Here is a 24,389-nt window from a genome sequence, read left to right as displayed (position 1 = left end):
CGGTGGCGTGAGAAAACAAGGGTGTGACTCCCGCCCTGTCTCCCACACTTGCCGCATCTTTGGCTGCGTTTGCGCCCGATGCCTCGGGGCAGAGTGTCTGGATGGAGTTCATGGACACTCTATCGCTAGCGCCTGGAGAGGTGCTGTTTCGCAAGGGCGATACTGCTGATGCGATGTTTCTCATCGAGTCAGGCACGCTGGCGGTGGTGCTGGAGGTGGAGGGTGCGGGGCGTGCCGAGCTGAGGCGACTGGGGCCGGGGCAGTTTTTGGGAGAGATGGCGCTGTATCGTTCCGAGCCGCGCACGGCCTCGGTGGAGGCAGTCAGTGCGGTCAAGCTGTGGCGCCTGACTGCGGCCCGGCTGCGAGAGGCGGAGAGGCTGCATCCGCAACTAGCGGTGGCGCTGCACCGGCATGTGGCCTCGCTCATCTCCGAGCGTGTGGTCTTCAGCAACATGGAGCTGAAGCAGCCGCTGGCCCGTCTCGCGCATGCACTGCGCGGTCTGGCCACCAGCGATTTTTCTTCCACGGGCTGGGACCGTGCAGGGGTGGTCAAAGAAGCGAGGAGGAGTGATGAGGTCGGGGCGGTGGCGCAGGCGATGGAGTTTCTGGCGGATCGACTGCAAGAGCACATCACCGCGCTGCAGCAGCAGACCGCCGCACGTGAGGCCATCGAGAGCGAGCTGCGCATTGCGGGTGAAATTCAGTCCAGTCTGCTGCCGCCGCCGCTCACCACCGCTGAACAGCAGCGTGTGGATTTTGCCTCTTTCATCAAACCGGCACGCGAGGCTGGCGGTGATCTTTATGATGGCTTCTTCCTGCCGGACGGACGTTTCTTCACACTCGTGGGCGATGTGTCAGGGAAGGGGGTGCCTGCCGCTGTCTTCATGGCCCTGGCGGCGATGGCGGTGCGCACTCTCGCGCGCGAGTTGCGCGATCCCGGAGAGCTGCTGGCGCATGTGAACCGACTGCTTTGCGAGCGCAATGAGACGATGCAGTTTGTCACAGCGTGCGCGGTGTTTTTTGATCCGGCCACCGGAGCGCTCTCCTGGGCCAATGCGGGGCACCCGCTCGCGGCTGTCATTTCAGATACGGGCAGCCTCGTCTGGCTGGATGGACCGCGTGCTGCGCCGCTGGGGGTGTTTGAAGAGACCGCGTATGCCACGCAGCACCACACCCTGGCGCCGCGTGAGACGCTGCTGGTGTACTCAGACGGCGTTTCGGAGGCGCAGGATCCGAAGGATGTGCTTTTTGGCAGCGCAGGCATCCAGCAGTGTCTTGCTGGAGGTGCTGTGTCTGGCAGTGCGCAGATCGTGCAGAGTGTCGTCTCGGCGGTGCTCACGCATCAGGCCGAGGCTCCGCAGGCGGATGACATCACGCTCGTGGCACTACGCCGAGTGCTGTGAGCAGTCCGGAGATGTGGAAGACCTCGTAAACGGCGGGCGTGAGATGCGTGAAACGTGCCTCTCCGCCGCCTGCCTTGAGCTTCTTGGCGGCGATGATGAAAACGCGCAGCCCTGCGCTGCTCACGTATTCAAGGCCGGACAGATCAAACGTGAGCGTCCGCACGCCTGAGGTGATCAGTGCGCTGACCTGCCGCTCCAGATCAGGACTGGAGAGACCATCCAGACGGCCGGTGAGAGTCAGGGTGGCGGATGCGGCCAGCCTGGAGGCCGCGATGCTCATGCTGGCAGCCGCGCCTGCGGCACGTCCCAGCTGGCGCTCGACGGTGAAGACATTGTGCCCCTCACGGCGCTCGTAGAGGCAGACATCCATCAGCTTTCTCACCAGATGCACACCCAGGCCGCCCACAGGTCGTGCTTCCAGAGGCAGGCTGGTGTTGACCTCGGGTCTGGCCAGTGGGTTGTAGGCTGTGGCTTCGTCCGTCACGGAGGCACGTATGCGGTCTGCTGCAATTGCTTCGATCTGCACGCTCAGTGTGCGCGTGGCGTCTCCCTGATAACCGTGGGTGATCACGTTGGTGACGATCTCTTCCAGCGCCAGATGCAGCGCGGAGACATCCGCCGCGCCGATGCTCATGCGGGTGCTGAAGTCATCGATCATCTGCATCACCCGCGCCAGCTCGGCGAGATTTGCGGCGATGGTGAGGCTCTGTGATTTCGCAGACACAGCGGTATCAAATGTAGAGCTCGTTGAGCATGGCGGCGGCGCTTTCATCCAGCAGCTCGCGACGGCGCACTTCATCAAAGCGGTCCAGCAGGTCTTCGGGGCGCAGGCGTTTCTTTTCGGCGCCACGGATGTCATGCAGCACCTGGCCGCGGTGCATCATGATGATGCGATCGCCCAGGCTCACGGCCTGCTGCATCGAGTGCGTGACCATCAGCGTGGTCAGCTTGTCGCGCTGGATCACCTCATCACTGAGCTGGATGACCTGGTCCGCGCTTTTGGGGTCGAGCGCTGCGGTGTGCTCATCCAGCAGCAGCAGTTCGGGCTTCAGCCAGGTGGCCATCAGCAGGGTCAGCGCCTGACGCTGGCCGCCAGAGAGGGAGCCGATGGCGTTGTCCAATCTATCTTCCAAACCCATCTTCAGTGTGGCGATGCGCTCGCGCAGCGGCTGCATGAGAGTGGGGGCCAGGGCCCAGCCCAGACCACGCGACTGCCCGCGCCTGCAGGCCAGCGCAAAGTTTTCTGCGATGGACATTGTGGGGGCGGTGCCGCTGAAGGGATTTTGAAACACGCGGCCGATCAGCCGGGCACGCTTATGCTCCGGCCATTTTGTGACGTCATGCCCCGCGAGCTCGATCCTGCCTTCATCGACAAAGAAGGAACCCGCCACTGCGTTGAGCAGCGTGGATTTGCCCGAGCCGTTCATACCGAGCACGATCACAAACGATCCGGGCTCGATGGTCAGATCCACACCCCGCAACGCGCTGACTTCATTGACCGTGCCGGGGTGGAAAGTTTTGCGGATGCCGGAAAGCGCGAGCATGGCGGGTCAGGTGGCGGAGGTGGGCCTGCGTTTGCAGCGTTCGATGAAGCCGGGCAGCACGAGCGCTGCAAAAACAAACAGCGCGGTGATGAGCTTGAGGTCGTTCGGATTCAAACCCCAGCGCAGCGCGATGGCGACGAGCAGGCGGAACAGCACCGAGCCCATGATCGCGCCGATGATGTTCATGCCGAGGCTGCGTGTGCCTGTCAGCGCCTCGCCGATGATCACGCTGGCCAGCCCCCACACCACCATGCCGATGCCCATCTGCGCGTCTGCAAAGCCCTGGTACTGCGCCAGCAGCGCGCCGGAGAGGGCCACAAAGCCGTTCGAGAGCGCCAGGCCGAGGATGATGTTGCCCTCCACATTGGCACCCAGCGCGCGGATCATCTGGGCGTTGTCGCCCGTGGCACGCATGGCGGTGCCGATCTGCGTGCGGAAGAAGGCGAACATCGCAGCCCCTGCGGCCGAGCTGAAAACGAGCGCCAGGAACAGCACCGCAGCATCTGCCGCAGCCACCGGCCAGCCCAGGATGTGGATGGTTTTCCCACCAGCGAGCCATTCGCCCAGCCTCTCGCCGTAGCTGGCCAGCGTGGTGGCCTGCATCAGCGGCACATTGCTGCGGCCCATGATGTGCAGGTTCACGGAATACAGCGCCGTCATCACCAGAATGCCGGAGAGCAGCGAGTTGATTTTAAACTTGGTGTGCAGCACGCCCGTGACAGCGCCCGCTGCCGCGCCGCCCAGTGCTCCCGCTGCGGTGGCCAACACCGGGTTCACGCCTTTCACAAGCAGCACCGCCGTAATGGACGCGCCGAGTGTGATGGAGCCGTCCGTGGTGATGTCCGGCATCGAGAAAATGCGGAACGACACCAGAACCCCCAGCGCCAGAAGCGCCAGGATGAGGCCGATGATCAATGCGCCAATGAGAAGGGTCATGCTCTAGGTGATGATGGGTGCGATCCAGACTGCGCCACGGTAGAACTCGCTCTCGCCCGCGCCGTTGAATCCGCGTGGATCGGAGATCAGGTGCAGAACGCTCTGAAGAGCCTGCCCGTCGAAGAGGCTCGTGACGGCGGGTTGAAGATCAATGAGGCCTTTGCGCAGCGGCCGGTAAGGAAACACGGCGGCGTGGATGTGCCCCAGCAGCTCGGTGCCGCGCGCCAGTGGGCGCAGCAGGGCATCGATGGCGGAGCCTGGTTTTGAGATCACGCCGACCATGAGCGAGGTGCTGTCGCGGAATGAGCGCTCGCTGGTGAAGGAGAGCCAGTCGCGGATCTGCGGAAATCCGAAGCGCTCATTTGCAGCACCTGCGTCAGATGCCGGAGACTGACGCAAAGAGGCGCCGACTAGGCCCGCCGTCTCTGTCACCGCCACGACCACCGCCGCACTAGCACCACTGGATTCGAGCGCTGTCTGCATCAGCTCCGTCAGGCCGATGCGCCGGTCTTCGTCGTTGGCTTCAAAGCGCAGCAGGGAACTGAAGGAACCCTGAGCGGACAGGCCGAGCACGAGCTGTCCCTCTGGAACGAGAGCACCTTCACTCAGCATGAAGTCAGGGCGGCTGGAGCCGTCCGCAGGCTGGAAGGCCGCCACACCTGCCACCGCCAGCAGTTCGCCACAGCGTGCGGCGTTTTCGGCGAAGCTGCCGCCCAGTGCGCCCATGCCCAGAGCTACCGTGGCTGAATCAAATCGTCTTGTGGCAGGGTGTGTGTCTGTGCAGCCACGGGCCAGCGTGGCGACCTCGCCCACGGTCTCGATTTTCATGCCGCCACCACCGAGCGGGAAGAGCTCATACGCCGCGCTTGAGGAGGCCAGTTTTTTACCGGCATCCTCGGTGGCTGCTGCGGCGGTCTCCGAGGTGATGAGCATCTGCAAGCCGGAAAGTTCCAGCACGGAGCGCACCGCCTCAGACGGGCGGATGACGCCAAAGAGGCCATTGATGGCGCGGAGCTGCTTGTGGCAGGCCAGAAGCACGCGGATGCCTGCGGAGCTGATGTAGCTGACCGCGCTCATGTCCAGATGCAGGCGGTGCTCGCCGTCGCGCACGGTGGCGGAGAGCGCGGATTCCACGTGGTTGCACCAGTTGGCATCCAGCCGCCCCGCGAGGCGCAGAATGATGAGATCACCGGATGTTTGGCGGGAGATTTCCATGGGTTACTGGTTCACTTTGTCAGCCTGCTTGAGCAGTTCCGGTGGCAGGGTCATGCCCACGGCGGCGGCATTGGCGGGGCTGGCGCTGAAAAACACACGCGGCGGGAGAATGAAGGGTATTTTGGACACATCCTCGCCGCGGATCACGCGCTCGATCATTTCCACGGTGACCTCGCCGGTGTTGTAGTAATCGCGGCCCATGGCAATCGCCGCGCCCAGCGGGACGGTGGTGCTGTTCAGGCTGATGAGCGGCTTCTGTGTTTGACGTGCGGCCTTGGTGATCGCGTTGAATCCGGTGCTGCTCAGGTTGTCGGAGATCTGCACCACCGCATCGATGGGTCGCGACACGAGCGAGAGCGCCGCATCGGCGAGGTCGCTGGAAGTGTTCACCGCCACGCATTCCAGCGTGAGGCCGTGGTCTTTGCAGAGCTTTTCAAAGGACTCCTTCAGATCGACGGAGTTTGCCTCGGCCGGACAGAAAAGGGTGCCGAGTCTTTTGTACTGCGGGAAGTTTTTCAGGATCATTGCCATGGCCTCCTCCACAGGAGCCAGCACGGAGACACCGGTGATGTTGGGAAGGTGGTCTGTGTAGCTTTTTCCTGCGCCTGCGACGATGGGATTGGCGATCAGCGAGAACACCACGGGTGTTTGCTTCACCTTTTGCACGGCTGTTTGCAGGGAGGGTGTCGAGAGCGGGACGATGATGTCCGCATTCTCTGTCAGCACCGCATCAAAGATGCCGCTCAGGGAGGCGATGTCTCCCTGCGCACAGCGGTAGCTGAGGGTGTAGTCCTTGCCCTCCACGAGCTTGCTGCGCTTCCACGCGGCCTTCATCCCGGAGGAGGTGTCTTCGGAGGGGCCGGACTCGATGTAGTTCACGATGGCAATCTTCCACTTCTTGCCGGTGGGATTCGGCACTTCTGCGGCTGCTGCCACATGCTCCACGCCGTTTGCATCGATGGCGATCTTTGCGCGCTTCTGCATTTCCTCGGGGATCTTCCAAGTGTCTTTCAGCCCTGCGGTTGCCTGCACATTCACCGTCAGCATTTCAGGCATCACATTGACGATCGGCACGCTGCCCGGCTTGCGGCCATTGAGCACTTCACCCGCGAGGCTGCCTGCGAGACGGCCCACTTCCAGATAGTCCGCGCCGAGATCAAACAGCGCGCCCTTTTTCACATTTGGGGGAATGACGGTAAAGGAAGGCACGCCGCCTTTTTTTGCGGTGGCGATCAGGCTCTCCGCTGCGGTCATCACCGTCACATCACCGCCCATCCACATGGCCTCCGCACCGCGTGCGACCAGCGCCGCCGCCGCCTCGGCCACGCCGGAGGAGTTGTCCACGGTGGATTCCATCAGCTCAATGCCCACATCTTTGCAAACCACACGCGCCAGCTTCACCTGCGCCTCGGAGTTGGCCTCCGCCGCATTCCACACGACGCCCACTTTTTTCAGGGCGGGGTTCATCTCGCGTGCGGCCTTAAACGCCTGCGCGATTGGCTGCATGGTGCCAAAGCCCGCGAGGTGCGCCGGGTGCTCCAGCGGATTCGTTTTGCTCACACCCACGCCTGCCACCGAGGGATCTGAGACCAGCGCAAACACATGCGGCGTGCCGCCTGCCTTGTTTGCGTTTGCCACCGCCTGCAGAGACACGGTGCTGATCGTCATCAGCAGATCATAGCCGCCACCGGCCATCTCTTTGGCGATGGTCTGGGAGACGGCATTGTCACCCTCGGCATTGTAGAGCTTGAGCTCCAGGTTTTTGTCCTGTTCCCAGCCCTGCTCCTTCAGGCCTCTGATCATCCCCTCGCGTCCCTGGTCCAGGATGGCCTGAGAGGCATGCTGCAGCAGCGCCACGCGCATGGTCCGGCCGGGCTTGGGTGCCGCCGTGCTTTTCACGCGTGACCCGAGGTCGGACAGCAGCAGCACGCTGGCGGCGGCCATGATCAGAAAGATGCCCAGCAGGAGGCGACGGAGAGTGTGAACCATCGGCCGCTATCAAGAGCAGGAAGCAGACGCAGTTCAACGCGATTTCCCTAAATCGGGTGTGCCGCCGTCCAGATTTTCTGAGCGGGGAGTGGCAAGTCTCCCGCCAGTCACGTCGTTCCACGCGTATGCCGTCTTTTCGCATCGCCATCCTTTGTTTGTTCTCCTGCCGTTTAGTCGCCGCCGCCGATCCCGTCGCGGCGTGGTCCAAGGACGTTGTCATCAAGCCGGTGTGCGCCGTGGAAGGCCGCCATACCACGCACAGTTACTACCTCACGAATCCCGAAAGTCCGGATGGCAGGCATGTGCTGTTTTTCACTTCGACCACTCTCAAGGGACAGCTGGGGGAGGTGCGCATGATCGAGCGTGCCACGGGCAAGGAGACGGTGCTGGCTGACAACATCCACACCGAGGACGCCCACCGTGTGGCCTGCCAGCAGTGGCTTTCCGGCGGCAAGCGCGTGGCGTTTCACGAAGTGATCGACAAAAAGTGGCGCGTGGTCGTGGTCGATGTGGAGACGTTGAAGAAAACAGTCGTTGCGGAAGATCATCAGGTAGGTTTTGGCAGGCCGGAAGGAAACCTGCTGCCCATGTATGGATGCCATTGGAATCCGGGGCCGTATCGAGATCTTGAGGTGTGGGATGCTGCCACCGGCAAGACCACCACGATGGCGAAGATCAGCGAGGTGGAGGCCAAGCATGGTGAGTGGCTGCAGAAGGAGTTTGCGGGCAAGCCCTGCTCCATCTTTTTTCCCGTGCTCAGTCCGGATCTGAAGAAGGCCTTTTTTAAAGTCGCTGCGGGCAACGGTGGAGACGACTACATGTCCAGCAGGGCAAGCCATCGCCAGGGCACGGTGGTCTATGACACTGAAAAAGGCGCGTGTGTCTGGCAGCGCAACCAGTGGGGCCACCCTGCCTGGACGCCGGACTCGCAGCACATTTTTGAAGCAGGCAACATCAGCTTCGACATCGCTGACAATCCGGCGCGATTCACCCGCCTGAAGGATGTGCCGAACCTCAGTGGCACTCATCCGTCTGTAAGTCCGGATGGCATGCTCATGGTCACCGATGGGATGAGCCGCAACGCGGGTGGCAAGGGTGATGAGTGGGGCGTCATGGTCGCCGACATGCGCGGGGGCAAGTGGGTGCTGCTGCACAGCTTTGCTCAAAACGGAGGGGCCAAATCCTGGCGTCGCAACCACCCTCATCCGATCTTCAGCGCAGATGGGAAACGTATCTACTACAATGTCAGCGACGGAGCCTTCACGCGGCTGATGGTGGCCGAGCGTCCGCAATGAACACCGCATTTGCGGCGTTTGAGGGAGGCATGAAACTTATCTTCACCGCCGCATGCCTGTTCACGTTTGCGTTTGCTTCCTCTGCTGCCGAGGAGGCGGAGCCTGCGGGTCTGCACCGAGTGGTGGCCGTCGAAAACGTCTGCGCCTGGCCAAACCTCACGCTGATGCCGGATGGCAGCCTCATCGCCATCCTTTTCAATCAGCCCGGACATGGCACGATGCAGGGAGATGTGGACTGCTATGCCAGTGGGGATGGTTTGAAATGGGAGAAGCGAAGCACTGTGACTCGTCATGAGCCGGACACGATCCGCATGAACCATGCGGCAGGGCTGGCGAAGAACGGAGACCTGCTCGTGCTCTGCTCCGGCTGGACGAATGTGAAGCAGCCCAGCAGGCCCAAGCAGGCCGCGTTTCGTGATGCCGTGCTGCGCAGCTGGATCATGCGCTCCAAAGACGGTGGCCGCACCTGGAGCAAGAGTGATGTCTTTCCTGCCTCCGAATCTGACGAATGGACCGAGCACATCCCCTTTGGCGACATCTGGACGGCGCAAGATGGCACACTGAGGACGTCATGCTATCAGGGCCAGATGGCAGATCCGGCGAAATCATCCAAGACCAAGGGCTGGCGTTCCTGGTGCTTTCGCAGCGATGATGATGGGGTGACGTGGAAGCCGCAGTCCATCATCGGGCCCACCCACAATGAAACCGACATCTTCCCGCTCGGTGGCAAAAGCTGGCTGGCCGCCGCCCGCACCATGCAGATGGAGCTCTTCCGCAGCGATGACGATGGTGCCACCTGGGGCCAGCCTCTGAAAGTCACGGAACGCAACGAGATCAACGGCCACCTCACCCGACTCGGCGACAAACGCCTTTTGCTGAGCTATGGAGTGCGCATTGCCGGGCGTCACGGAGTCTGCGCCAAATTCAGCAGCGATGAGGGCAAAACCTGGAGCGCTCCCATCCGTCTCGCGCGCAGCGAGGTGAGCGACTGTGGCTATCCTTCCAGCGTGCAGCTTGCGAATGGGAAGATCGTCACGGCTTACTACTCCAAAGCCGCACCCGAATGTGGTCATTACCACATGGGCGTGGCGGTTTGGGAGGCTCCTACACCGTGAGTCAGCGCGCGCCTGGGAAAGCGTTGGCGCCTTCGCGTGCCTGCTGCTCCTTCAGCAGCTCGGCTTTGACCCGTGCCTCGTCTTCTTCAAAAACTGCCAGCCCGATCACGCCCACGTTGCTGGCGCCACCACTGGCTGCGGCTTTGGCGCGGGCCACGCTGCCAAAGACGAATGAGCGAACGGTCGTGCTGTCTTTGCGGAAGCCGTCCACATTGTACGTTGCTTTGGGTTCCAGCACAAAGCCATGCTGGTTCGGACTCGCTGCCTTCCCCGTCAGGACGTTCAGGCCGTCCACACTCAGCACGACTTCGATGCGTTTTTTGGTCCTGTTCTCCAGCCTCACCACATAGTGGTCGCCGTTTTCGCCGATGACGATGCGTTTGTCGTTGACCTCGTAGTGAGGATAAGCGCTGCCATAGTGAAGCAGACCTGCCTTCAGCCGCTCCCCGGCCGTTGAAAAGAGGCCGCTGTGCTTGTTCATGCTTCCCCCCAGGACTTCCACCATGGTCTTTGCTCCCGTCTCGTCATTGTAGTGAAAGGAATCCACTGCGTCGGGTGTGTCCGACTTGCGGATCAGGCGCGTGGTTTCCAAAGCCGAGTAGCGCTCCTGGCCTGCGGAGGTGCCGAGGCCGGGCCGTTCCTGGATGCGAGCTGCAGCATGATCGGAATGGTAGGACCCGTACCCGGACTTATGCACCGGTGCTGGGGGCGGGGGCGGAGGGGCGGGCATTTCCGAAGCACACGAAGCCATCATGACGACGGCCATTGACACAGAGCAGCTAACAAACAGACGGCGGAGTTGGGCTGGGTTCATAAATGCAGAAATATCAGCATTTGAATTTCTGGCAAGACTAAATGCTGAAAAATATGCATTTCGGTGAACTGTGATTTTTTGATGGCTGCCAGCGGCTATACTCCTCAATACCCGCTTGCCATTCTGCTTAAATGCAGCATTTTCAGCACATGGCGGCCAAAGATGACCAACTCTCCAAACGCGAGCGGCAGGCGATGGACATCGTCTATCGGCTGGGCAAGGCCACGGCAGAGGAGATTCAAGAGGAGATGCCGGACCAGCCTTCCTATTCTGCTGTGCGCGCCCTTCTGAGCATCTTGGTGGACAAGAAGCTGCTCAAGCACACCCGCGAGTCGCGCCGGTATGTGTATGAGCCTGCCATCTCGCGTGAAAAGGCGCGTGATACGGCGCTGCGGAAGCTCATGCGCACGTTTTTTGACGGCTCTCCCGGCAAGCTGATGGCCTCGCTGCTGGATGCGAAAGACCGCAAGCTGCCGCCGGAGGAAGTCGCCGCGATCCGGAAACTGCTGGACGAGCAGTCGCGTTCCTGATCCAATTCCCATACGTTATGACTGCCTGCTGGATCGCCATCGCACTCAAAGCCACTTTGTGGGCTGGTTTGATGAGCGTGGCGGCGCTGGTGGTGCCGTCGCAGCATCCGCAGGTGAGGCGTGGTTTTGCCCTGCTGGGCATGTGGGGGCTGTGGGTGCTGCCGTGGCTGCCGCTGCCATGGTCAGATCTTCCGGCCATGGCCTTCACTGTTGCAGGAGGAAGCAGCACGGAGCCGGGCAGGCTGTGGCTGGTTCTCAAGACAGTCTGGGTCATGGGCAGTGTGATTTTTTTGCTGCGTGTGCTGAGCGACATCACAGGCATCGAGAGACTGGTGAGGCAGGCCCAAAAGTCCGCGCTGAGCGCAGATGGCATCTTTGAGGTGAGGTTCACTGAGGATGTCGCAGGTCCTTGCATGACGGGCTGGCTGCGGCCCTGCGTGCTTCTGCCTGTGGCCGCAGCCTCATGGCCTGAGGGGGCGCTGAACGCCGCCTTGCGTCATGAATGCCAGCATGCGCGGCAGATGGACGGGCTGCACCGATTCTGCGCCGCATTGGTGCGTGCATGTTTCTGGTGGAATCCTGCCATGCATGCGCTGTGCAGCATCTACGAGGCGGAATCCGAAGTCTGCTGCGACGAAGCGGCCACGAAGGCATGCAGCCGCCAGGAGTATGGCGAGATGCTGCTGGCCCATGCCACGCAGATGCCGATGCCGTCCTTTGCCCTGCCGTTTGCCCGGAGCTCCGGGCTGCGCGCCCGCATGCAGCGCTTGCTTGCCACGCGCCGGGGCTCACGCTGGCTGCTTTCCGCCCGCTGGCTTGTGGCATTGGCGCTATTCATCGGTGCGGCCGTGCTGGTGGCGTCCGTGCACGTGATTCCGTCCGTGGGAGCTCAGAAAATCGCGCTCAAAAGCGAGGCCCGGCTCCGTTTGAATGCAGATCCATTTCCATGGGCGCCGTAGTCAGAATGGCTTTGGCGGCATCGTTTTTTGCCATCCGCTTTTCCATGAAAATACTCTGCCTCCTTTTGCTGTGGTCCGTCAGCGCCATCGCGGCGAAGCCGAACATCATCGTCATTTTTGTCGACAACTTTGGGAACGGCGATCTGGGCTGCTTCGGTTCGAAGCTGCATCGCACGCCGAATGTGGACCGGCTGGCGGCGGAGGGGATGAAGTTCACGAGCTTCTATGTGGCGAGCGGGGTCTGCACGCCGAGTCGCGCGGCTTTGATGACGGGCTGCTACCCGCGCCGAGTAGGCATGCATGTCAGCGACACCGGAGGTGCGGTGCTGCAGCCGGTGGCGCGCAAGGGGCTCAACCCAAGCGAGGTCACGATGGCGGAGGTTTTGAAAAGCGCGGGCTATGCCACGATGTGCATCGGCAAATGGCACCTCGGGGATCAGCTGGCGTTTCTGCCGACGAAGCAGGGGTTTGATGACTTTTTCGGGATTCCCTACAGCGATGACATGACGAAGGATAAAAAGCCGGACGTGTGGCCGGAGCTGCCCCTGATGCGCGGAGAGAAGGTGATCGAGGCGCCTGCAGACCGTGATCACCTGGTGAAACGCTGCACGGAGGAGGCGGTGCGCTTCATCGAACAGCACAAGGCGGAGCCTTTCTTTCTCTACCTGCCGCACACGATGCCGGGATCAACCGCACATCCCTTTTCGAGCGAAAACTTTCGCGGCAAGAGTGCGAACGGTGAGTATGGCGACTCGGTGGAGGAGCTCGACTGGAGCACGGGGGAGATCATGGCGGCGCTGGAGCGGCTGAAACTGGCGGACAACACGCTGATCGTGTGGACTTCCGACAACGGAGCGGTGAAACGCACGCCGCCGCAGGGCAGCAATGCGCCCTATCGAGGCCATGGCTACGACACTTCTGAGGGGGCCATGCGCATGCCCTGTGTGATGCGCTGGCCGGGCAGGATAGCTGCCGCAACGGTGAATGACGCTCTGTGCTCGACGATGGACCTGCTGCCGACCTTTGCCCGCCTCGCCGGTGCCGGGCTGCCGCCGCAAAAGATAGATGGGCATGACATGACTGCGATGCTTGCGGATGCCGGAAACAAGGCATCGCCATGGGATGACGACGGCTTCTTTTATTACCGAATGGAGCAGCTGCAGGCGGTGCGAGCGGGAGACTGGAAGCTTTATCTGCCGCTCACAGGCAAGGCGAAAGGCATGGGCGGAAAGCAGGAGCCCACCAAGCTGGCCCTGTTTGACGTGAGGCACGACGTCAGTGAAACGCATGAAGTGTCTGCGGAGCATCCTGAGGTGGTGGCCCGGCTGACCGCCCTGGCAGGAAAGGCGCGTGATGATCTTGGTGATGCCAAGAGCCCTGGCGCGGGGCAGCGTGAGGCTGGCATGGTGGAGAATGCTGTGCCTCTCATGCGCTGAGGCTTGCTACCTGCAGAATTTCGGCGACTGGCTGTTTCGTTGTGTGAAACTGCGCAAAAACATGATTTTTTCAGTTGTGTGATTTTTGTTCTGTGATTTGGATGGGAAGCTTAAAGACGTTGATCTGCTAAATTGTTGATAATCGTGTATCCAATAGGCTAGATAATTGCTTATAGAATAAAGCAAAAGCTTATTGAGACAGATGTCGTTTGTTTAAGTGTATCGGCTCAAAAAACGCAAGAACTCCCATGAACTGTTTCCGTACCATTGCCTTAATCACCTTTGTTTCCGGCGCTGCGCTGCTGCGTGCCGACGCCCCTGAGGAGATACCCAGCCTGCAGCCGCTTGATTTTTCCCCTGTGAACATCAGCGGTGATGGCTCGGTGGTGATTGGCACGTCTTTCCGACGCGGCTCCGGCCGTATCTGGTTTGAAGGCGATGACTGCTCCGAGTCCCTCAAGTCCACGATCCAAAACGGGGTGGACGGGTGCCTGCACATTTCTTCGGTGCGTGCCTACGGCATCAGCCGCTTCACCTCTGGTTCGGGGTGGATAGCGGGTGAGATTGACCTCTGCGATGACTGCTATGACGGGCTGGCTTTCGTGTACGGCAACTCACTGTGCTCCGATATGGAGCTGAGGCTGTTGAAAAACTATGACTGCAACACTCAATGGGCGGCGGCCTATGACGTGACGGATGATGGCTCCATGGCGGTGGGTGAAGACTATTTCGAAACGGGGGACTCCAGGGGCTACAGGGCGCTGTGGTGGACAGACACCACGGACAGCGGGCTGAGGCCGACGGTGCTGCAGCCGCTGGCGGATGCCACAGGCGCGTGGGCAAATGCCATGGATGCCGCCGGCACACGTGCGGTGGGTGCGTCCTATGTGGCCAACGGCTGCAACGAGATCACCCAGGCGGTGTACTGGGATCTCAAGGGAGACTCGCCCATGGCGGTGTCCCTGGGTGCGCTGGTGACAGGAGGCCAGAGCGAAGCGAATGACATCAGCCGCAACGGAGCCTACATCGTGGGCTGGGCAGACACAGCCGATGGCTCTGCTCCTTTCATTTCATACCTGGGCGGGCCTATGAGCCAGATCATGGCTGCTGATTCGTCCTATTCACAGCATGGCGAAGCCCTCGGGGTGAGCAACAACGGCACCACGGTGGGGTATTTCGATGCCAACAGCGACCTGAGGCTGTGCTACGACAGCCTTGCTTTTGTGGCGTCGCCTGCGTGGGGAGTGAAGACCGTCAACCAGTGGCTGCAAGAAACGGGGGCCACGGTGTCTGAAGACCTGCATTATGACACGGCCACCGCAATCAGCGAAGACGGCAAGGTGATCGTGGGCATGGCTGAAGGTTCGGGCTACATCGCGCGTGCGGGGAGTGGTTCCATCGATGCGGCCGGGTTCTACAACACTCTTGGCGGCAGCGGGTCCGTGACCCAGCAGAGCTACAATGTGCTGAACATGACTTTGCACGGGGCACATCACATCCCGCTGCAGATGATGAAGGGTGTGAGCCGTCATTTCTGGTTCACGGGGGACGCGGGCCGCTGGGACCGCTACAATTCGAACTCCTACCTTTCTGAAGTGGGTGGTGCGGTGGACCTTTTTGACAAGCAGCTGCTGGTGGGGGTGGGCGTGGGCCAGAACTGGGTGAGCCAAACCCTGGCGCTGGGCGGCAAAACACTGCTGAACGGACAGTACTACCTGATGGAGCTGAGCTACAAGCCCACGAATCTGCCGCTGGTCTTCACACTGACCGGTGCCATGGGCAACTGGGACGCCAAGATCGACCGCAACTATTTCAACGCCGGCAACATCGACACCTCGACTGGCAGGCCGCACATCAACTCCAACACGCTCCGCTTCAGCGTCCACTGGCTGGACGTGGTCAAAGTGGCCGGCTTTGGCATCACGCCCAAGATCGAGTACACCGCCAACAACATGCAGATGGGCGGGTATGCAGAGCAGGGTGGTGGGTTCCCTGCCTACTTCAACCAGCAGAACCACACGGCCACGGAGCTGCGCTACGGCCTTTCCGCCGCCCGCCTGTTTTTCGCGGAGAAACTGCAGATTCGTCTGCGCTCGGAATGGGTGCACCGCTTTGACCAGACGGCAGTGACCACAAGCGGGCAGACCATCGGGCTTTTCAACTTCAATGTTCCCGGCCAGCGTATCAAGCAGGACTGGGTGCAGTTCGGTGGTGACATGGTTTATTCCATCAACGACCGCACGAACCTGACTGCGAGCGTGACCACGGCGACCGCCGGGCAGGATCCTGTGATCGGCGGCAGCGTGGGGGTGCAGGTGAAATTCTAGGCCGGTGCCAGTCTGTGAGTGAGCTGCCAGAGCGTGTGCGCTCTTGCCGTGGGGTCGATTGCCTGCTGTGTTAAGGTATGACCCGTGGCAGCCGCTCGCTCTTCATCCTCATCTTTGTCATCCTGACGGGGATCATCGTGCCGTTTCTGATCTGGGGTGAGAAGTTTGACCAAACGCTGAGCCTTGAAGGGGCGCGCCATTGGATGGAGGGTTATGGTGAGTGGGCTTGGGTTGCCGGCGTGGTGCTGCTGGTGGCTGACATCGCGCTGCCGGTGCCGTCCACGGTGGTGATGTCGGCACTGGGGTGGATGTATGGCTGGTGGGTTGGGGGGCTGGTTTGCACGGCCGGGTCGATGCTCTCCGGCATCATCGCGTATGCGGCGTGCCGCTGGCTGGGGCGTGGTGCGGCACGCAGGATTGCCGGGGAAGAAGGGCTGCGCCGTGGCGAGGAAATCTTTGAGCAACGGGGGGGCTGGCTGGTGGCGCTCTCCCGCTGGATGCCGGTGCTGCCGGAGGCGGTGGCCTGCCTGGCAGGACTTTCGAGCATGCGCTGGCGGGTGTTTTTGCCAGCGCTGGCCTGCGGCGCGGTGCCGACGGGTTTTGTCTTCGCCGCCATCGGCCACCTGGGGCAGAGCGAGCCCGCCTGGGCTTTTGCCCTGAGCGCGATCGTGCCAGTGCTGCTCTGGCTGTGCGCCGCGCGCATGCTGAAGCGCTAGCGCATTTCGGCCAGCCCGGCCTTGGAGGCCGCGGCGCGCACGAGGCGGCACATCTCCCGGCGGATGAACCACACAGCCAGCGGCAGCAGCAAGGTGATGGCAATGGCTGCCAGCAGTCCCATGACGAGCAGCGCATGGAGGCCCGCCACCATCAAAATCGAGGTGACGATTAGCCACAAAAGCAGATTCCACCCGAGGCTGCGGCGGATGCGCAGAAGCAGCCGCACCCGGGTGAGGCAACGTCCGTCGCCATGAAACTCAGTGACGCTCAAATAGGCGCGGGAAATTTCCGACCAAGGCCAGGCTTCGATGTCGAACCAGCGCCATCCGTCGTCTTCACGATAGATGATGTGGGAGGATCTGAGGAGCTTGCGCAGTTCCTGAAGCCAGGCTTCACGGGTGGTGCTGTCTTCACTCCAAAAGCGCAGCGTGCCGAGGCTGAAGGTGATTTTATGTGGTCGTACCGGCGGCATGATGTCCGGCAGCAGCGGATGACGACTGGGCCGTGCCCCCAGTGACAGCATGCCGCGCAGCCGAGCCCATTCGCGCACCACCGGCTGCAGGAAGCACAGCCACCAGAGCAGCAGCCGGTCCGGCAGGCGGCGGATGCCTGCCGAGGCGGCATTGCGCATGCTGACCTGCCAGGCGGACCAGCAGGCAAAACCCAGCAGCGCCAGAGCCAGCCATGGCTGCTGAAAAATGAGCGCGAGCAGCAGCAGGGCGGGCCAAAGCAGGCCGGTGAACCACTGCCACCAGCGGAAGCTGGTGGAGGAGTAGATCACCTGGAAGGCACCGAGTCCCATGGGGCCATGAAAGATGCTGCCCTCGACCGGATAATCTGCCAGATGCTGGTCTCCATAAATGCCACCGCGCCAGCGGGCCCCGCCGAGAATGCCGAAGCGCTCAGCATGCTTTTTCATCAAAAGGGCCTCCGCCTGGCCGTAGCCAAACTGCTGAGTCAAATAGGCGCGGATGCTGAAACGCCGATGGTGCCAGACCATCGCCCCGGGAACAAAGACCAGACGCCTGCCGGTCTCACGCAGGCGCCAGCAGATGTCCACATCATCACCGGCTGTTTTGAATTCGACCTGAAAACCGCCGATGAGAGTGAGGGCATCCTTTCGGATGGCAAGATTGCAACCCGGCAGGTGCTCGGCCTCGGTGTCATCCAGCAGCACATGTGCGGGAGCCCCCGGTGCTGCAGCCACCACGCGTTCGATGCGATTGCGCGGCGGGGGCGGGATATTGGGCCCACCGGCGGCAGCGACACTGCCGTCCTCAAAGGCATGGCTCAGGTGGAGCAACCAGTCTGGATGGGCGATGCAGTCGTCATCGGTGTAGGCTATGATGGAGCCGGTGGCGAGCCGGGCCCCGAGATTGCGTGCGGCGCTGAGCCCGGAATGCTCCTGGAACTGATAGCGGACCTGAGGATGATCTCCGGCGATCTCGGCAATGTGCTGGCGGGAGCCATCGTCGATCAAGAGGATCTCGAAATCGGGGTAGCGCTGGGCCGCCAGTGAGCTGAGGCACGGTCCGAGAGTAGAGGCTCCGTTGTGTGTGCATACCACAACAGAGATGCGTGGAGGCAAGGCGGGAGGCGGCCATGCGGGGGGGAGCTTTCGGATGAGGGTGCAGGCAGGGCGTTCATTGCGCCCGCTGTCCACCAGACCAAACTGCCAGCCTGTGATTTCTTTGCCACCCCGGTGCCACTCGTCGGTGTAGGCGAACCAGACGCCACCGGCACAGCCGCCGCGCAGCAGGCAGTCATGCTGCCAGCGCATGACCTCTGCCTGCCGCTCAGGTCCGTGAGTGGCGACGTCCAAGCCAAATTCAGTGATGATCAGGGGCTGATTGCCCGCCAGATTCTGCCACTGTGAGAGGCATGCGCTGAATGCAGCGGGTGACTCCAGATAGACGTTTACGGCGATGAAGTCTGCGTTGCGCGGGAGGAGATAGCCGGTGGAAGGATACGTGGCGTAGCTGACGAGCGTCTGCGGCGCACTGCGGCGGGCGGTCCCGATCAGTTTTTCGATGTATGCCCGCACCCTGCGGGGCTGCATCCAGCGCACCAGGGTTTTCTCGATTTCATTGCCGACGAGAAACGCGGTGATGCAGGAGTGCCCCTGCAACTGGCTGCAGATGGCGGAGATCCGGGCTTCGATCTCACGGCAGAGAGTGCGGCTGGCAAGGAAGTCGGTGTGCTCGCTCCAGGGGATGCCAACGATGAGGCGCAGGCCGAGGGCCTCGACTTCACTCAGCACGACGGCTGTCGGTGGCTCGTACAAACGCAGGGTGTTGAATCCCAGCGAAGCGATGTGGCGGAGATCGGCGGCCAGCTGGGCGTCTTCGGGGAAGGGCTCGCCACGGGAGTTGGGTTTGAAAGGGCCATAGGTGACACCCCGCAGGAAATGTGGGGTGCCATCGGCCAGCTGCAGAAACTTGCCGGCCGCCACTACGCGCAGCCCGTGGCCGGCTGGCAAAAGGGGGGCGGAAGGCGTGGCGGAAGTCATGCAGGCGGCAGGTTCACATTCGGCGGGTCCGAAGGGTGAAACAATGTACGTGCTGAAGGCCGGTCAGACTTCAGACCTCGGAAGCTTTCTCAGCAGGCGTTTGACTGATGCTGTGCTCTTTCGGTGCCGCTGTGTCTGTGATCTCCATTTCCACCCAGCCGTCGCCTTCACGCTCGACACGCCGGTTGTTGATGAACATGACGATGCAAAATCCGATGAAGGCGGTGCTGGCCTCCAGCACAAAAGGGGTGGAGAAGAAGGTGAAGAAGTAGGCCAGCCCCTGGGTCACGATCTCGCGTGCGGTCTCGTTGAGATAAGCAGCGGTGGCGACACCCGCAATGATGGCCGCCGACCCGATGAGGGATTCGAGCCACCAGACAGATTTTTTGGGAATGGTTTGAGGCGCAGACATTCGCAGATCAGTTAACCGGGACAGCTTTATGGGCGGTGACCGGAAAATCCACCTGTTTTGTTTTTACATTTGTCCCTCCAACCGTGGCTGGGGCAGGGGAGGCGGGCTCATCGTCCTCGACAGGCAGAGCTTTCAGGGCGGCGGGTTCTGTCTGGCTGTGCATGTAAGCCATGTGACTCCCCCACATGGCGACGCAGGCAAGAACGAACACAAAAACCCCGAGAGCTGCGGGGAGTGGTGATTTGATGGAGCGTACGCTTCCGGCAGGAGCGGCCGCAGGACTGGCAGTGTGAGCTGCAGGCTCGCGCAGCCAAGGCCCCTGAGACTGTGTGAGGTAACGATAGTCGCGCTCTCCGCCCAGGGCTCCCTCGGGAAGCCCCTCGAGGATGGAAGAGGAGTCCACACCAAGGAACTCGCTGTACTGGCGGATGAACGAACGTGCATACGTAAGGCTGCCAAAGGCCGCGATGTTGTCGGACTCCATGTAACGCAGGCGCTGTGCGGGTATGCGTGTCTCATGAGCTGCGTCGTCGATGGACAAACCGCGTTTTTCGCGCGCTTCAGTGAGCAACTGGCCGAATGTGGCTGGCATGGCTGTGGATACGCGGAATGTGACATCTGCCGGTCGTGTAAGCGATGAGTTTTTTACACAGTTGCTGCAGCAAACGCAGAAAAAACCACCGGGGTGCACCGCCGGCGTTCTTGTGGAGCGGGACGAAAAATATTAAAATGGCACGATACCCGGGCTGGATTCCCCCCCTTCCGGCGGGTGAAAAATGATCATTCATACCTGAGCTGTGCCGTTGCCGTGCATGCGGCATCCGCCGTCACGCGCAGCCAGCGTGCCTGCACAGCGGGTTCAAATTCCAGAGTCAGCTCCTTTTGCGCCGGCACCTGCACCTTCTGAAATGGCACCCACAAGCCAGTGCCCGTCAGGTCAAGCTCCACCTTCATGTTCACCGCCTGCGGTGCAGCATGGCTCAGCGTGAGCGTGCGTTTGTCATAGCCCCAGATGAGGTAGGGGTCGCTCTGCTGTCCTGATTTGACCTTTGTGTTCTTCCAGGGGCCGCCTTCCCCGCGTGGCCTGCCCAGTTTCCACAGGTCATCAATGGCCCCGGCCCACAGCGCCGCTTTGCCGTCATCGCTGCGGAGGATGTGCTCTCCGGCAGGTGCGTCTGGCCTGATGCCGCTCATGAGAAACAGGCCGCGGTAGCCGCCGAAGTCCGTCACTCGCAGATCGTGAGATGCGATGGGGCGGATTTTGGCGAAACCGTCGGCATTTTCGGCGGGCAGCTCAAAGAAGGTGCCGCAGGCGCTGAGCATGTCTCGTTCTGTCGCCACCTCGCGGCAGACACGCAGTTCGCCTGCTTTGGTGGCTGCATCCAGCGCCCGGGTGGCGCGTGGCAGCCGCCAGCGCCGCCCACGGTCATCGACCACCAGCACACTGGCTTCGTCCAGGGTGATGACATTTCGCGGAACCGCCACCTTGGTCTTAACAAACGCTTCTGTTTTTGCGTCTTCCACCCGCTTCAGCTTCAGATCCGCATCCAGTTCGTAGTAGCCCGCATCAGCCGCATAGCTCAGCGTACGCTTGTTTTCGCCGCGGGCCCGGAACACGCCCGTCTGCACTTTTTCATCTTCTGCCCTCGCCAGGCCATCAAACATGGCATGTGCCTCGGTGCCGCGTGGGTCCCCATCCGTGAGTGTGATGATCACACTGACATCCCTGCCATCCTGGCCGGCTTTCGCTTTCAGCCACTCATCGTCACCGCTGATGTCCTCGCGTCTCGCCGTGCCTGCCGTATGGTCGATCCACCAAATGCTGCGGTGTTTCCAGCCGGCCACGAGAAAGGGGTCTGCCACATCTCCCGCCTTCACGCTTTCGTGAAGCCATACGGCACCGCTGGCATGCGCGGGGCCCAGACTGCCGGGCGTTTCGGTGCTGGTGAACCACAGGTTTGACTGAGACTGGCCGACGCTGTCGATGCCGCCTTTGACCTTGCGCTTGTTGAGAAACTCCGACTTTGCCGAGTCGTCGCAGCCGAAGACGAGGCGGTCGTTCCAGCGGCAGAAGTCGCCGATGACCTTCATGTAAGCGCTGCGGACACGGATGCCGCCGGGGCTGGCGGCGGAAAAGCTGCGGGGAAAGCGCCAGAAGGCTCCATGCATCGTCATGAGGAGGTCGTCTTCGCCGATGTCCCGGATACGCGGCCATTCCGTGTTCCAGCCGTGGGCGCCGTCGTAGCTGTGGCTGACCTTGGGCAGGCGAAAGGACTGCCATTTGCCGCCGTCCAGCAGCATTAAAATAAGCGACTTGGCATCCCAGCCGATGCTCCATGCCGGCGCGTTTGCGGGGCTGCCCTGGATGCCGCCGGGGCCGGTGACTTCGGTGAATTGATTGCGGCGGACGAGCTGCCAGTCATCGCCGGGTTTGCGCCATTCTCCCAGCGCGCCGCTGGGTGTCGTGGGGTCTGTGAGCACACGCTTGTCGCGGTCGCCGTTGTTGGCATAAATCACGCGGCCCTGAGTGGAATAAAGGCCTTTGCCATGATAGCCAGGAAGCTGAGACTCCAGCTTGGTCAGCGGGGTGGTGACGGTGAAGCCTTTTTTCAGCGGATTGCCGTCCCGGATGAGCGAGGTGACGGCCAGTGATTTCACGTCCACCTCGTAGAGGCCCTCCTCCATCGTGGCGTAGTAGATCTTTCCGTCGGGATCGCTCAGGTGGCGCGCATTGCCAGTGAGGCGCCCGGGCATCTTGTTCGGTGGGATCACCCTCACCTTGCGGTCGGCACTGATCACATAAGGGCCGATGAAGAGCTGCTGTGACTCCGGATGGATCATCCGATTTGCGGGGGTGCCGCCCACGCTTTCCGGCCGTACAATCTGCCGCATGTCTGAGGTGATCTCGTAAAGTTTGTCGCTGGAGCCAAAGGGCAGGTGCGGGCCGTAAGTGACCACCCAGAGGCGATCAGCCCATGGAACCACAGCGCCAGTGCCGCATTCCCCTTCATTGTTGAACATGGCGAGGGCCGGGCAGATGCCGCTGATCTGACGAGGCTCCTGTGCGGTGAGAGCACCCGCGAATGCTGCGAGCAGCAGGAAGTTGGATTTCATATGCGGATCAAAGCCATGCAGGCGGTGCTGGCAACCAGGCTGAGTTATGCCGTATTGAAATCCCTTACATCCCGCAGCATAGCTGGGTGATGCCGAAACCGAAGGCCATCCCGCAGCTTCCTGCCGATGTCTGGCGCAGCCTGCGCCATGAGTGGCTGTGGGTTTACCGCAGTCCGGTGCCGCAGCCCGGGGTCTGGTCTGCGGAGATTCCGGTGCCTGCGGGAGTTTTTTTTGTGGAGCATGGTGAGGTGCGCATCCGCACGGACGGCAAAGAGACCCGCGTCCCACGCGGGCAGGCATTTTTTTCGTCGCCCCAGATGAGGCGGCACTGGTTTGCGCCGGATACGCGGCTGCTCTCCGTCGGTTTCCGCAGCCAGTGGCCGGATGGTACGTCGTTGTTCCGCAATGCGCTCAATTTCGCTGCGGAGGCGCCTGATTTGAGGAAAGCGACACAAAGGCTTTTCTCCAGCATTCATGGGGCTCAGAAAGCCGTGACCTATCGGCAGGCGATTGATGCACGTGTGTATTCCGCCAGCGAGTGGGTGGCGCGTGAGGCTGCCTATGCCGCGTGGTTTGCCGTGTGGATGGGGGCCGTGCAGGATTTGGGCGTTGAGCTGGAGGTCCGGCCGCGTTCAAGGCGCCGTGTGGACCAGATTGTCGCGTGGCTGCAAGCGCTGCCGCCTGACCAGACAACTCCTACTCTGCCGCCGGGTTTTCCGATCGGCAGCCGTCGCGCCGAGCAACTGATGCAGCAGCATTTCGGCATCGGGTTGCGAATGTTTATGGAGCGACGGCGGCTGGAGATCGCACGCGAGCGAATTGTGGCGGATGGTGCCACGTTTAAAGAAATCGCGTTCGCACTGGGGTTTCGCCATGCCTCTCACTTCACTGCCTGGTTTCGCCGTCACACAGGCGTATCGCCTACTGAATATAGGCTGAGAGGCGTCGGCCAGGCCGCGTGATCGTGAATTGTGCAGATGTCGTTTGAAGGAAGGGGGGGCTTGGCCTCCTATGAGCAGGGCGTTGGCAACCAACCAAAGTTTTCAACGACGCGCATTGAATTCATGCATCCCGACGTCTCGCTCATCATCCCAGTCTTTAACAACGAGCTCTTTTTGAACGAGTCTTTGGCCTCGGCGCGTGCCCAGGAGGGGCTGGCGCTGGAGATTATCATCATCGACGACGGCTCGAAGGACGCTTCACTGAGCCTGATCAAAGAGCATGCGAAGGCTGATCCCAGGATCATTGTGATTGAGCAGGAGAACCAGGGCGTCTCTGCGGCGCGGAATGCCGGCCTGGCCCGCGCATCTGGAAAATGGGTGGCTTTCCTGGATGGGGATGACTGGCTGGCTCCAGGAGCGCTGGCGGCCTGGCAAAGGAAGGCGGAGCAGGATGATCTGGATTTTCTGGTGTGCAACGGCTTCAGCTTCAGGACGGAGCCCAAGGCGCTGCTGGATTCTCAGCCGCCGGCCATTCTCAGCCACCAGCCATGGGATGAAGTGATGACAGGCGCCGACTGGATCGTGCAGTGTGTCCAACGGCGTGAATGGCCCCACTATGTGTGGCTGCAGTTTTGCCGGAGGAGCGTCATGGAAGAGGCCAAGATGCGGTTCAGGCAGGACATGATCCATGAAGACATCCCATGGACCGTGCAAATGGCGCTGGCCGCCAAACGAACGGGGTTTTCACAGCCGCCACGCTACGGCTACAGGAGCAACCCCGACTCACTGACGCAGTCACGCGATGCAGACAAAGTGCACCACCGCATCTCGAGCTATCTCAAGGTGGCTGCGTTTTTGAAGGAGTTCTCCCTGGAGCAGCCGCAAGCTGTGCGAAAGGCCCTGCAAAAGCAGCTCCTGCGTGAAATGGGGCATTTCCTTGGCAAGATGCGCAAGGGAAACGTCACACGCGCACACCGCAGCGAGTTTGCATCGGAGTTTCTGGCCGCGGGGATTGCGGGGACGATGCTGAAGAGCTGCTCGAACTACCGTGAGCTGGCGGCTGCCTTCAAGGCCTGGTATCTTTGCCAGATCTGGAAGAGGCAGATACCGTAGGGCCAGGTGGAAGAAAGGGG

20 protein-coding genes are annotated in these 24,389 nt (G+C 61.5%); 10 read left to right on the top strand and 10 right to left on the bottom strand.

Translation table 11 applies throughout. From position 1 onward, the window contains the following. Positions 1–23: 23 nt before the first annotated feature. Complete coding sequence (locus ACFQDI_RS09960) at positions 24–1,403, top strand: PP2C family protein-serine/threonine phosphatase (RefSeq protein ID WP_377166008.1); 1,380 nt, start codon at positions 24–26, stop codon at positions 1,401–1,403. Here the strand turns inward: ACFQDI_RS09960 and ACFQDI_RS09955 are convergent. From ACFQDI_RS09955 to ACFQDI_RS09935, 5 genes are read right to left on the bottom strand one after another with little or no spacing between them, the layout of a single operon-like run. Further along, positions 1,372–2,127: an anti-sigma factor antagonist gene (locus ACFQDI_RS09955; RefSeq protein WP_377166006.1), complete on the bottom strand. Its 756-nt coding sequence runs from the start codon at positions 2,125–2,127 to the stop codon at positions 1,372–1,374. The two genes, ACFQDI_RS09960 and ACFQDI_RS09955, sit on opposite strands and share 32 nt — an antisense overlap. A 7-nt stretch (positions 2,128–2,134) precedes the next feature. Then, positions 2,135–2,947: an ABC transporter ATP-binding protein gene (locus ACFQDI_RS09950; protein WP_377166004.1), complete on the bottom strand. Its 813-nt coding sequence runs from the start codon at positions 2,945–2,947 to the stop codon at positions 2,135–2,137. A 6-nt stretch (positions 2,948–2,953) separates the two neighbouring features. Beyond that, positions 2,954–3,883 (bottom strand): ABC transporter permease, encoded by a 930-nt coding sequence (locus tag ACFQDI_RS09945; RefSeq protein WP_377166002.1) that lies wholly within the window; start codon positions 3,881–3,883, stop codon positions 2,954–2,956. A gap of 3 nt (positions 3,884–3,886) precedes the next feature. Beyond that, on the bottom strand, positions 3,887–5,098 hold the full coding sequence (locus tag ACFQDI_RS09940; protein WP_377166000.1) for an STAS domain-containing protein: 1,212 nt from the start codon (positions 5,096–5,098) through the stop codon (positions 3,887–3,889). Positions 5,099–5,101: 3 nt separating this feature from the next. Continuing rightward, positions 5,102–7,087, bottom strand: a complete 1,986-nt coding sequence (locus tag ACFQDI_RS09935) for an ABC transporter substrate-binding protein (RefSeq protein WP_377165998.1) — start codon at positions 7,085–7,087, stop codon at positions 5,102–5,104. A 125-nt stretch (positions 7,088–7,212) separates the two neighbouring features. Between ACFQDI_RS09935 and ACFQDI_RS09930 the strand changes: the two genes are divergently transcribed. Together ACFQDI_RS09930 and ACFQDI_RS09925 are read left to right on the top strand one after the other, a co-directional pair. Next, positions 7,213–8,382: a TolB-like translocation protein gene (locus ACFQDI_RS09930; RefSeq protein WP_377165996.1), complete on the top strand. Its 1,170-nt coding sequence runs from the start codon at positions 7,213–7,215 to the stop codon at positions 8,380–8,382. A gap of 29 nt (positions 8,383–8,411) precedes the next feature. Beyond that, on the top strand, positions 8,412–9,497 hold the full coding sequence (locus tag ACFQDI_RS09925; protein WP_377165994.1) for a sialidase family protein: 1,086 nt from the start codon (positions 8,412–8,414) through the stop codon (positions 9,495–9,497). 1 nt (position 9,498) lies between these two features. On the opposite strand, the gene ACFQDI_RS09920 is transcribed toward ACFQDI_RS09925, so the two are convergent. After that, positions 9,499–10,227 (bottom strand): hypothetical protein, encoded by a 729-nt coding sequence (locus tag ACFQDI_RS09920; RefSeq protein WP_377165992.1) that lies wholly within the window; start codon positions 10,225–10,227, stop codon positions 9,499–9,501. 233 nt (positions 10,228–10,460) lie between these two features. On the opposite strand from ACFQDI_RS09920, the gene ACFQDI_RS09915 reads away from it, so the two are divergent. The 5 genes from ACFQDI_RS09915 to ACFQDI_RS09895 all read left to right on the top strand — a co-directional run bounded on the left by ACFQDI_RS09915 (position 10,461) and on the right by ACFQDI_RS09895 (position 16,279). Next, positions 10,461–10,841, top strand: a complete 381-nt coding sequence (locus ACFQDI_RS09915) for a BlaI/MecI/CopY family transcriptional regulator (RefSeq protein WP_377165990.1) — start codon at positions 10,461–10,463, stop codon at positions 10,839–10,841. A 17-nt stretch (positions 10,842–10,858) separates the two neighbouring features. Beyond that, entirely contained in the window at positions 10,859–11,800 is a 942-nt protein-coding gene (locus tag ACFQDI_RS09910; protein WP_377165988.1) for a M56 family metallopeptidase, read from the top strand. A 44-nt stretch (positions 11,801–11,844) separates the two neighbouring features. Next, a complete protein-coding gene (locus tag ACFQDI_RS09905; protein WP_377165986.1) occupies positions 11,845–13,236 on the top strand; it encodes a sulfatase family protein in 1,392 nt (463 codons plus the stop codon). Between the two features lie 248 nt (positions 13,237–13,484). Further along, a complete protein-coding gene (locus ACFQDI_RS09900; protein WP_377165984.1) occupies positions 13,485–15,563 on the top strand; it encodes an autotransporter domain-containing protein in 2,079 nt (692 codons plus the stop codon). A 77-nt stretch (positions 15,564–15,640) separates the two neighbouring features. After that, positions 15,641–16,279: a TVP38/TMEM64 family protein gene (locus tag ACFQDI_RS09895; RefSeq protein WP_377165982.1), complete on the top strand. Its 639-nt coding sequence runs from the start codon at positions 15,641–15,643 to the stop codon at positions 16,277–16,279. Here ACFQDI_RS09895 and ACFQDI_RS09890 read toward each other — a convergent pair. From ACFQDI_RS09890 to ACFQDI_RS09875, 4 genes are all read right to left on the bottom strand, one after another. Continuing rightward, positions 16,276–18,789, bottom strand: coding sequence for a glycosyltransferase (locus ACFQDI_RS09890; protein ID WP_377165980.1), 2,514 nt, complete (start codon positions 18,787–18,789; stop codon positions 16,276–16,278). The genes ACFQDI_RS09895 and ACFQDI_RS09890 overlap by 4 nt on opposite strands. 70 nt (positions 18,790–18,859) lie before the next feature. Beyond that, a complete protein-coding gene (locus ACFQDI_RS09885) occupies positions 18,860–19,201 on the bottom strand; it encodes a hypothetical protein (protein ID WP_377165978.1) in 342 nt (113 codons plus the stop codon). Positions 19,202–19,208: 7 nt separating this feature from the next. Further along, positions 19,209–19,793 (bottom strand): helix-turn-helix domain-containing protein, encoded by a 585-nt coding sequence (locus ACFQDI_RS09880; RefSeq protein ID WP_377165976.1) that lies wholly within the window; start codon positions 19,791–19,793, stop codon positions 19,209–19,211. Positions 19,794–19,981: 188 nt separating this feature from the next. After that, entirely contained in the window at positions 19,982–22,315 is a 2,334-nt protein-coding gene (locus ACFQDI_RS09875; RefSeq protein WP_377165974.1) for a hypothetical protein, read from the bottom strand. 89 nt (positions 22,316–22,404) lie between these two features. On the opposite strand from ACFQDI_RS09875, the gene ACFQDI_RS09870 reads away from it, so the two are divergent. Together ACFQDI_RS09870 and ACFQDI_RS09865 are read left to right on the top strand one after the other, a co-directional pair. Continuing rightward, on the top strand, positions 22,405–23,277 hold the full coding sequence (locus tag ACFQDI_RS09870; RefSeq protein ID WP_377165972.1) for a helix-turn-helix domain-containing protein: 873 nt from the start codon (positions 22,405–22,407) through the stop codon (positions 23,275–23,277). 102 nt (positions 23,278–23,379) lie between these two features. After that, positions 23,380–24,369 carry a glycosyltransferase gene (locus ACFQDI_RS09865; protein ID WP_377165970.1) on the top strand — a complete coding sequence of 330 codons (990 nt, stop codon included), beginning with the start codon at positions 23,380–23,382 and terminating at the stop codon, positions 24,367–24,369. Positions 24,370–24,389: the final 20 nt, after the last annotated feature.

It is taken from the genome of Prosthecobacter fluviatilis, from assembly GCF_042655725.1.
Classification (GTDB): domain Bacteria; phylum Verrucomicrobiota; class Verrucomicrobiia; order Verrucomicrobiales; family Verrucomicrobiaceae; genus Prosthecobacter; species Prosthecobacter fluviatilis.
This window is presented reverse-complemented; position numbering and strand designations above follow the sequence as displayed.

What these genes read in the sequence shown, in the direction of transcription:
- ACFQDI_RS09925 (WP_377165994.1), top strand. Translation starts at nt 8,412, where the DNA reads ATGAAACTTATCTTCACCGCCGCATGCCTGTTCACGTTTGCGTTTGCT.
- ACFQDI_RS09905 (WP_377165986.1), top strand. Translation starts at nt 11,845, where the DNA reads ATGAAAATACTCTGCCTCCTTTTGCTGTGGTCCGTCAGCGCCATCGCG.
- ACFQDI_RS09930 (WP_377165996.1), top strand. Translation starts at nt 7,213, where the DNA reads ATGCCGTCTTTTCGCATCGCCATCCTTTGTTTGTTCTCCTGCCGTTTA.
- ACFQDI_RS09935 (WP_377165998.1), bottom strand. Translation starts at nt 7,087, where the DNA reads ATGGTTCACACTCTCCGTCGCCTCCTGCTGGGCATCTTTCTGATCATG.
- ACFQDI_RS09940 (WP_377166000.1), bottom strand. Translation starts at nt 5,098, where the DNA reads ATGGAAATCTCCCGCCAAACATCCGGTGATCTCATCATTCTGCGCCTC.
- ACFQDI_RS09900 (WP_377165984.1), top strand. Translation starts at nt 13,485, where the DNA reads ATGAACTGTTTCCGTACCATTGCCTTAATCACCTTTGTTTCCGGCGCT.
- ACFQDI_RS09890 (WP_377165980.1), bottom strand. Translation starts at nt 18,789, where the DNA reads ATGACTTCCGCCACGCCTTCCGCCCCCCTTTTGCCAGCCGGCCACGGG.
- ACFQDI_RS09945 (WP_377166002.1), bottom strand. Translation starts at nt 3,883, where the DNA reads ATGACCCTTCTCATTGGCGCATTGATCATCGGCCTCATCCTGGCGCTT.
- ACFQDI_RS09880 (WP_377165976.1), bottom strand. Translation starts at nt 19,793, where the DNA reads ATGCCAGCCACATTCGGCCAGTTGCTCACTGAAGCGCGCGAAAAACGC.
- ACFQDI_RS09875 (WP_377165974.1), bottom strand. Translation starts at nt 22,315, where the DNA reads ATGAAATCCAACTTCCTGCTGCTCGCAGCATTCGCGGGTGCTCTCACC.
- ACFQDI_RS09920 (WP_377165992.1), bottom strand. Translation starts at nt 10,227, where the DNA reads ATGCCCGCCCCTCCGCCCCCGCCCCCAGCACCGGTGCATAAGTCCGGG.
- ACFQDI_RS09950 (WP_377166004.1), bottom strand. Translation starts at nt 2,947, where the DNA reads ATGCTCGCGCTTTCCGGCATCCGCAAAACTTTCCACCCCGGCACGGTC.
- ACFQDI_RS09910 (WP_377165988.1), top strand. Translation starts at nt 10,859, where the DNA reads ATGACTGCCTGCTGGATCGCCATCGCACTCAAAGCCACTTTGTGGGCT.
- ACFQDI_RS09865 (WP_377165970.1), top strand. Translation starts at nt 23,380, where the DNA reads ATGCATCCCGACGTCTCGCTCATCATCCCAGTCTTTAACAACGAGCTC.
- ACFQDI_RS09895 (WP_377165982.1), top strand. Translation starts at nt 15,641, where the DNA reads ATGACCCGTGGCAGCCGCTCGCTCTTCATCCTCATCTTTGTCATCCTG.
- ACFQDI_RS09870 (WP_377165972.1), top strand. Translation starts at nt 22,405, where the DNA reads ATGCCGAAACCGAAGGCCATCCCGCAGCTTCCTGCCGATGTCTGGCGC.
- ACFQDI_RS09885 (WP_377165978.1), bottom strand. Translation starts at nt 19,201, where the DNA reads ATGTCTGCGCCTCAAACCATTCCCAAAAAATCTGTCTGGTGGCTCGAA.
- ACFQDI_RS09915 (WP_377165990.1), top strand. Translation starts at nt 10,461, where the DNA reads ATGGCGGCCAAAGATGACCAACTCTCCAAACGCGAGCGGCAGGCGATG.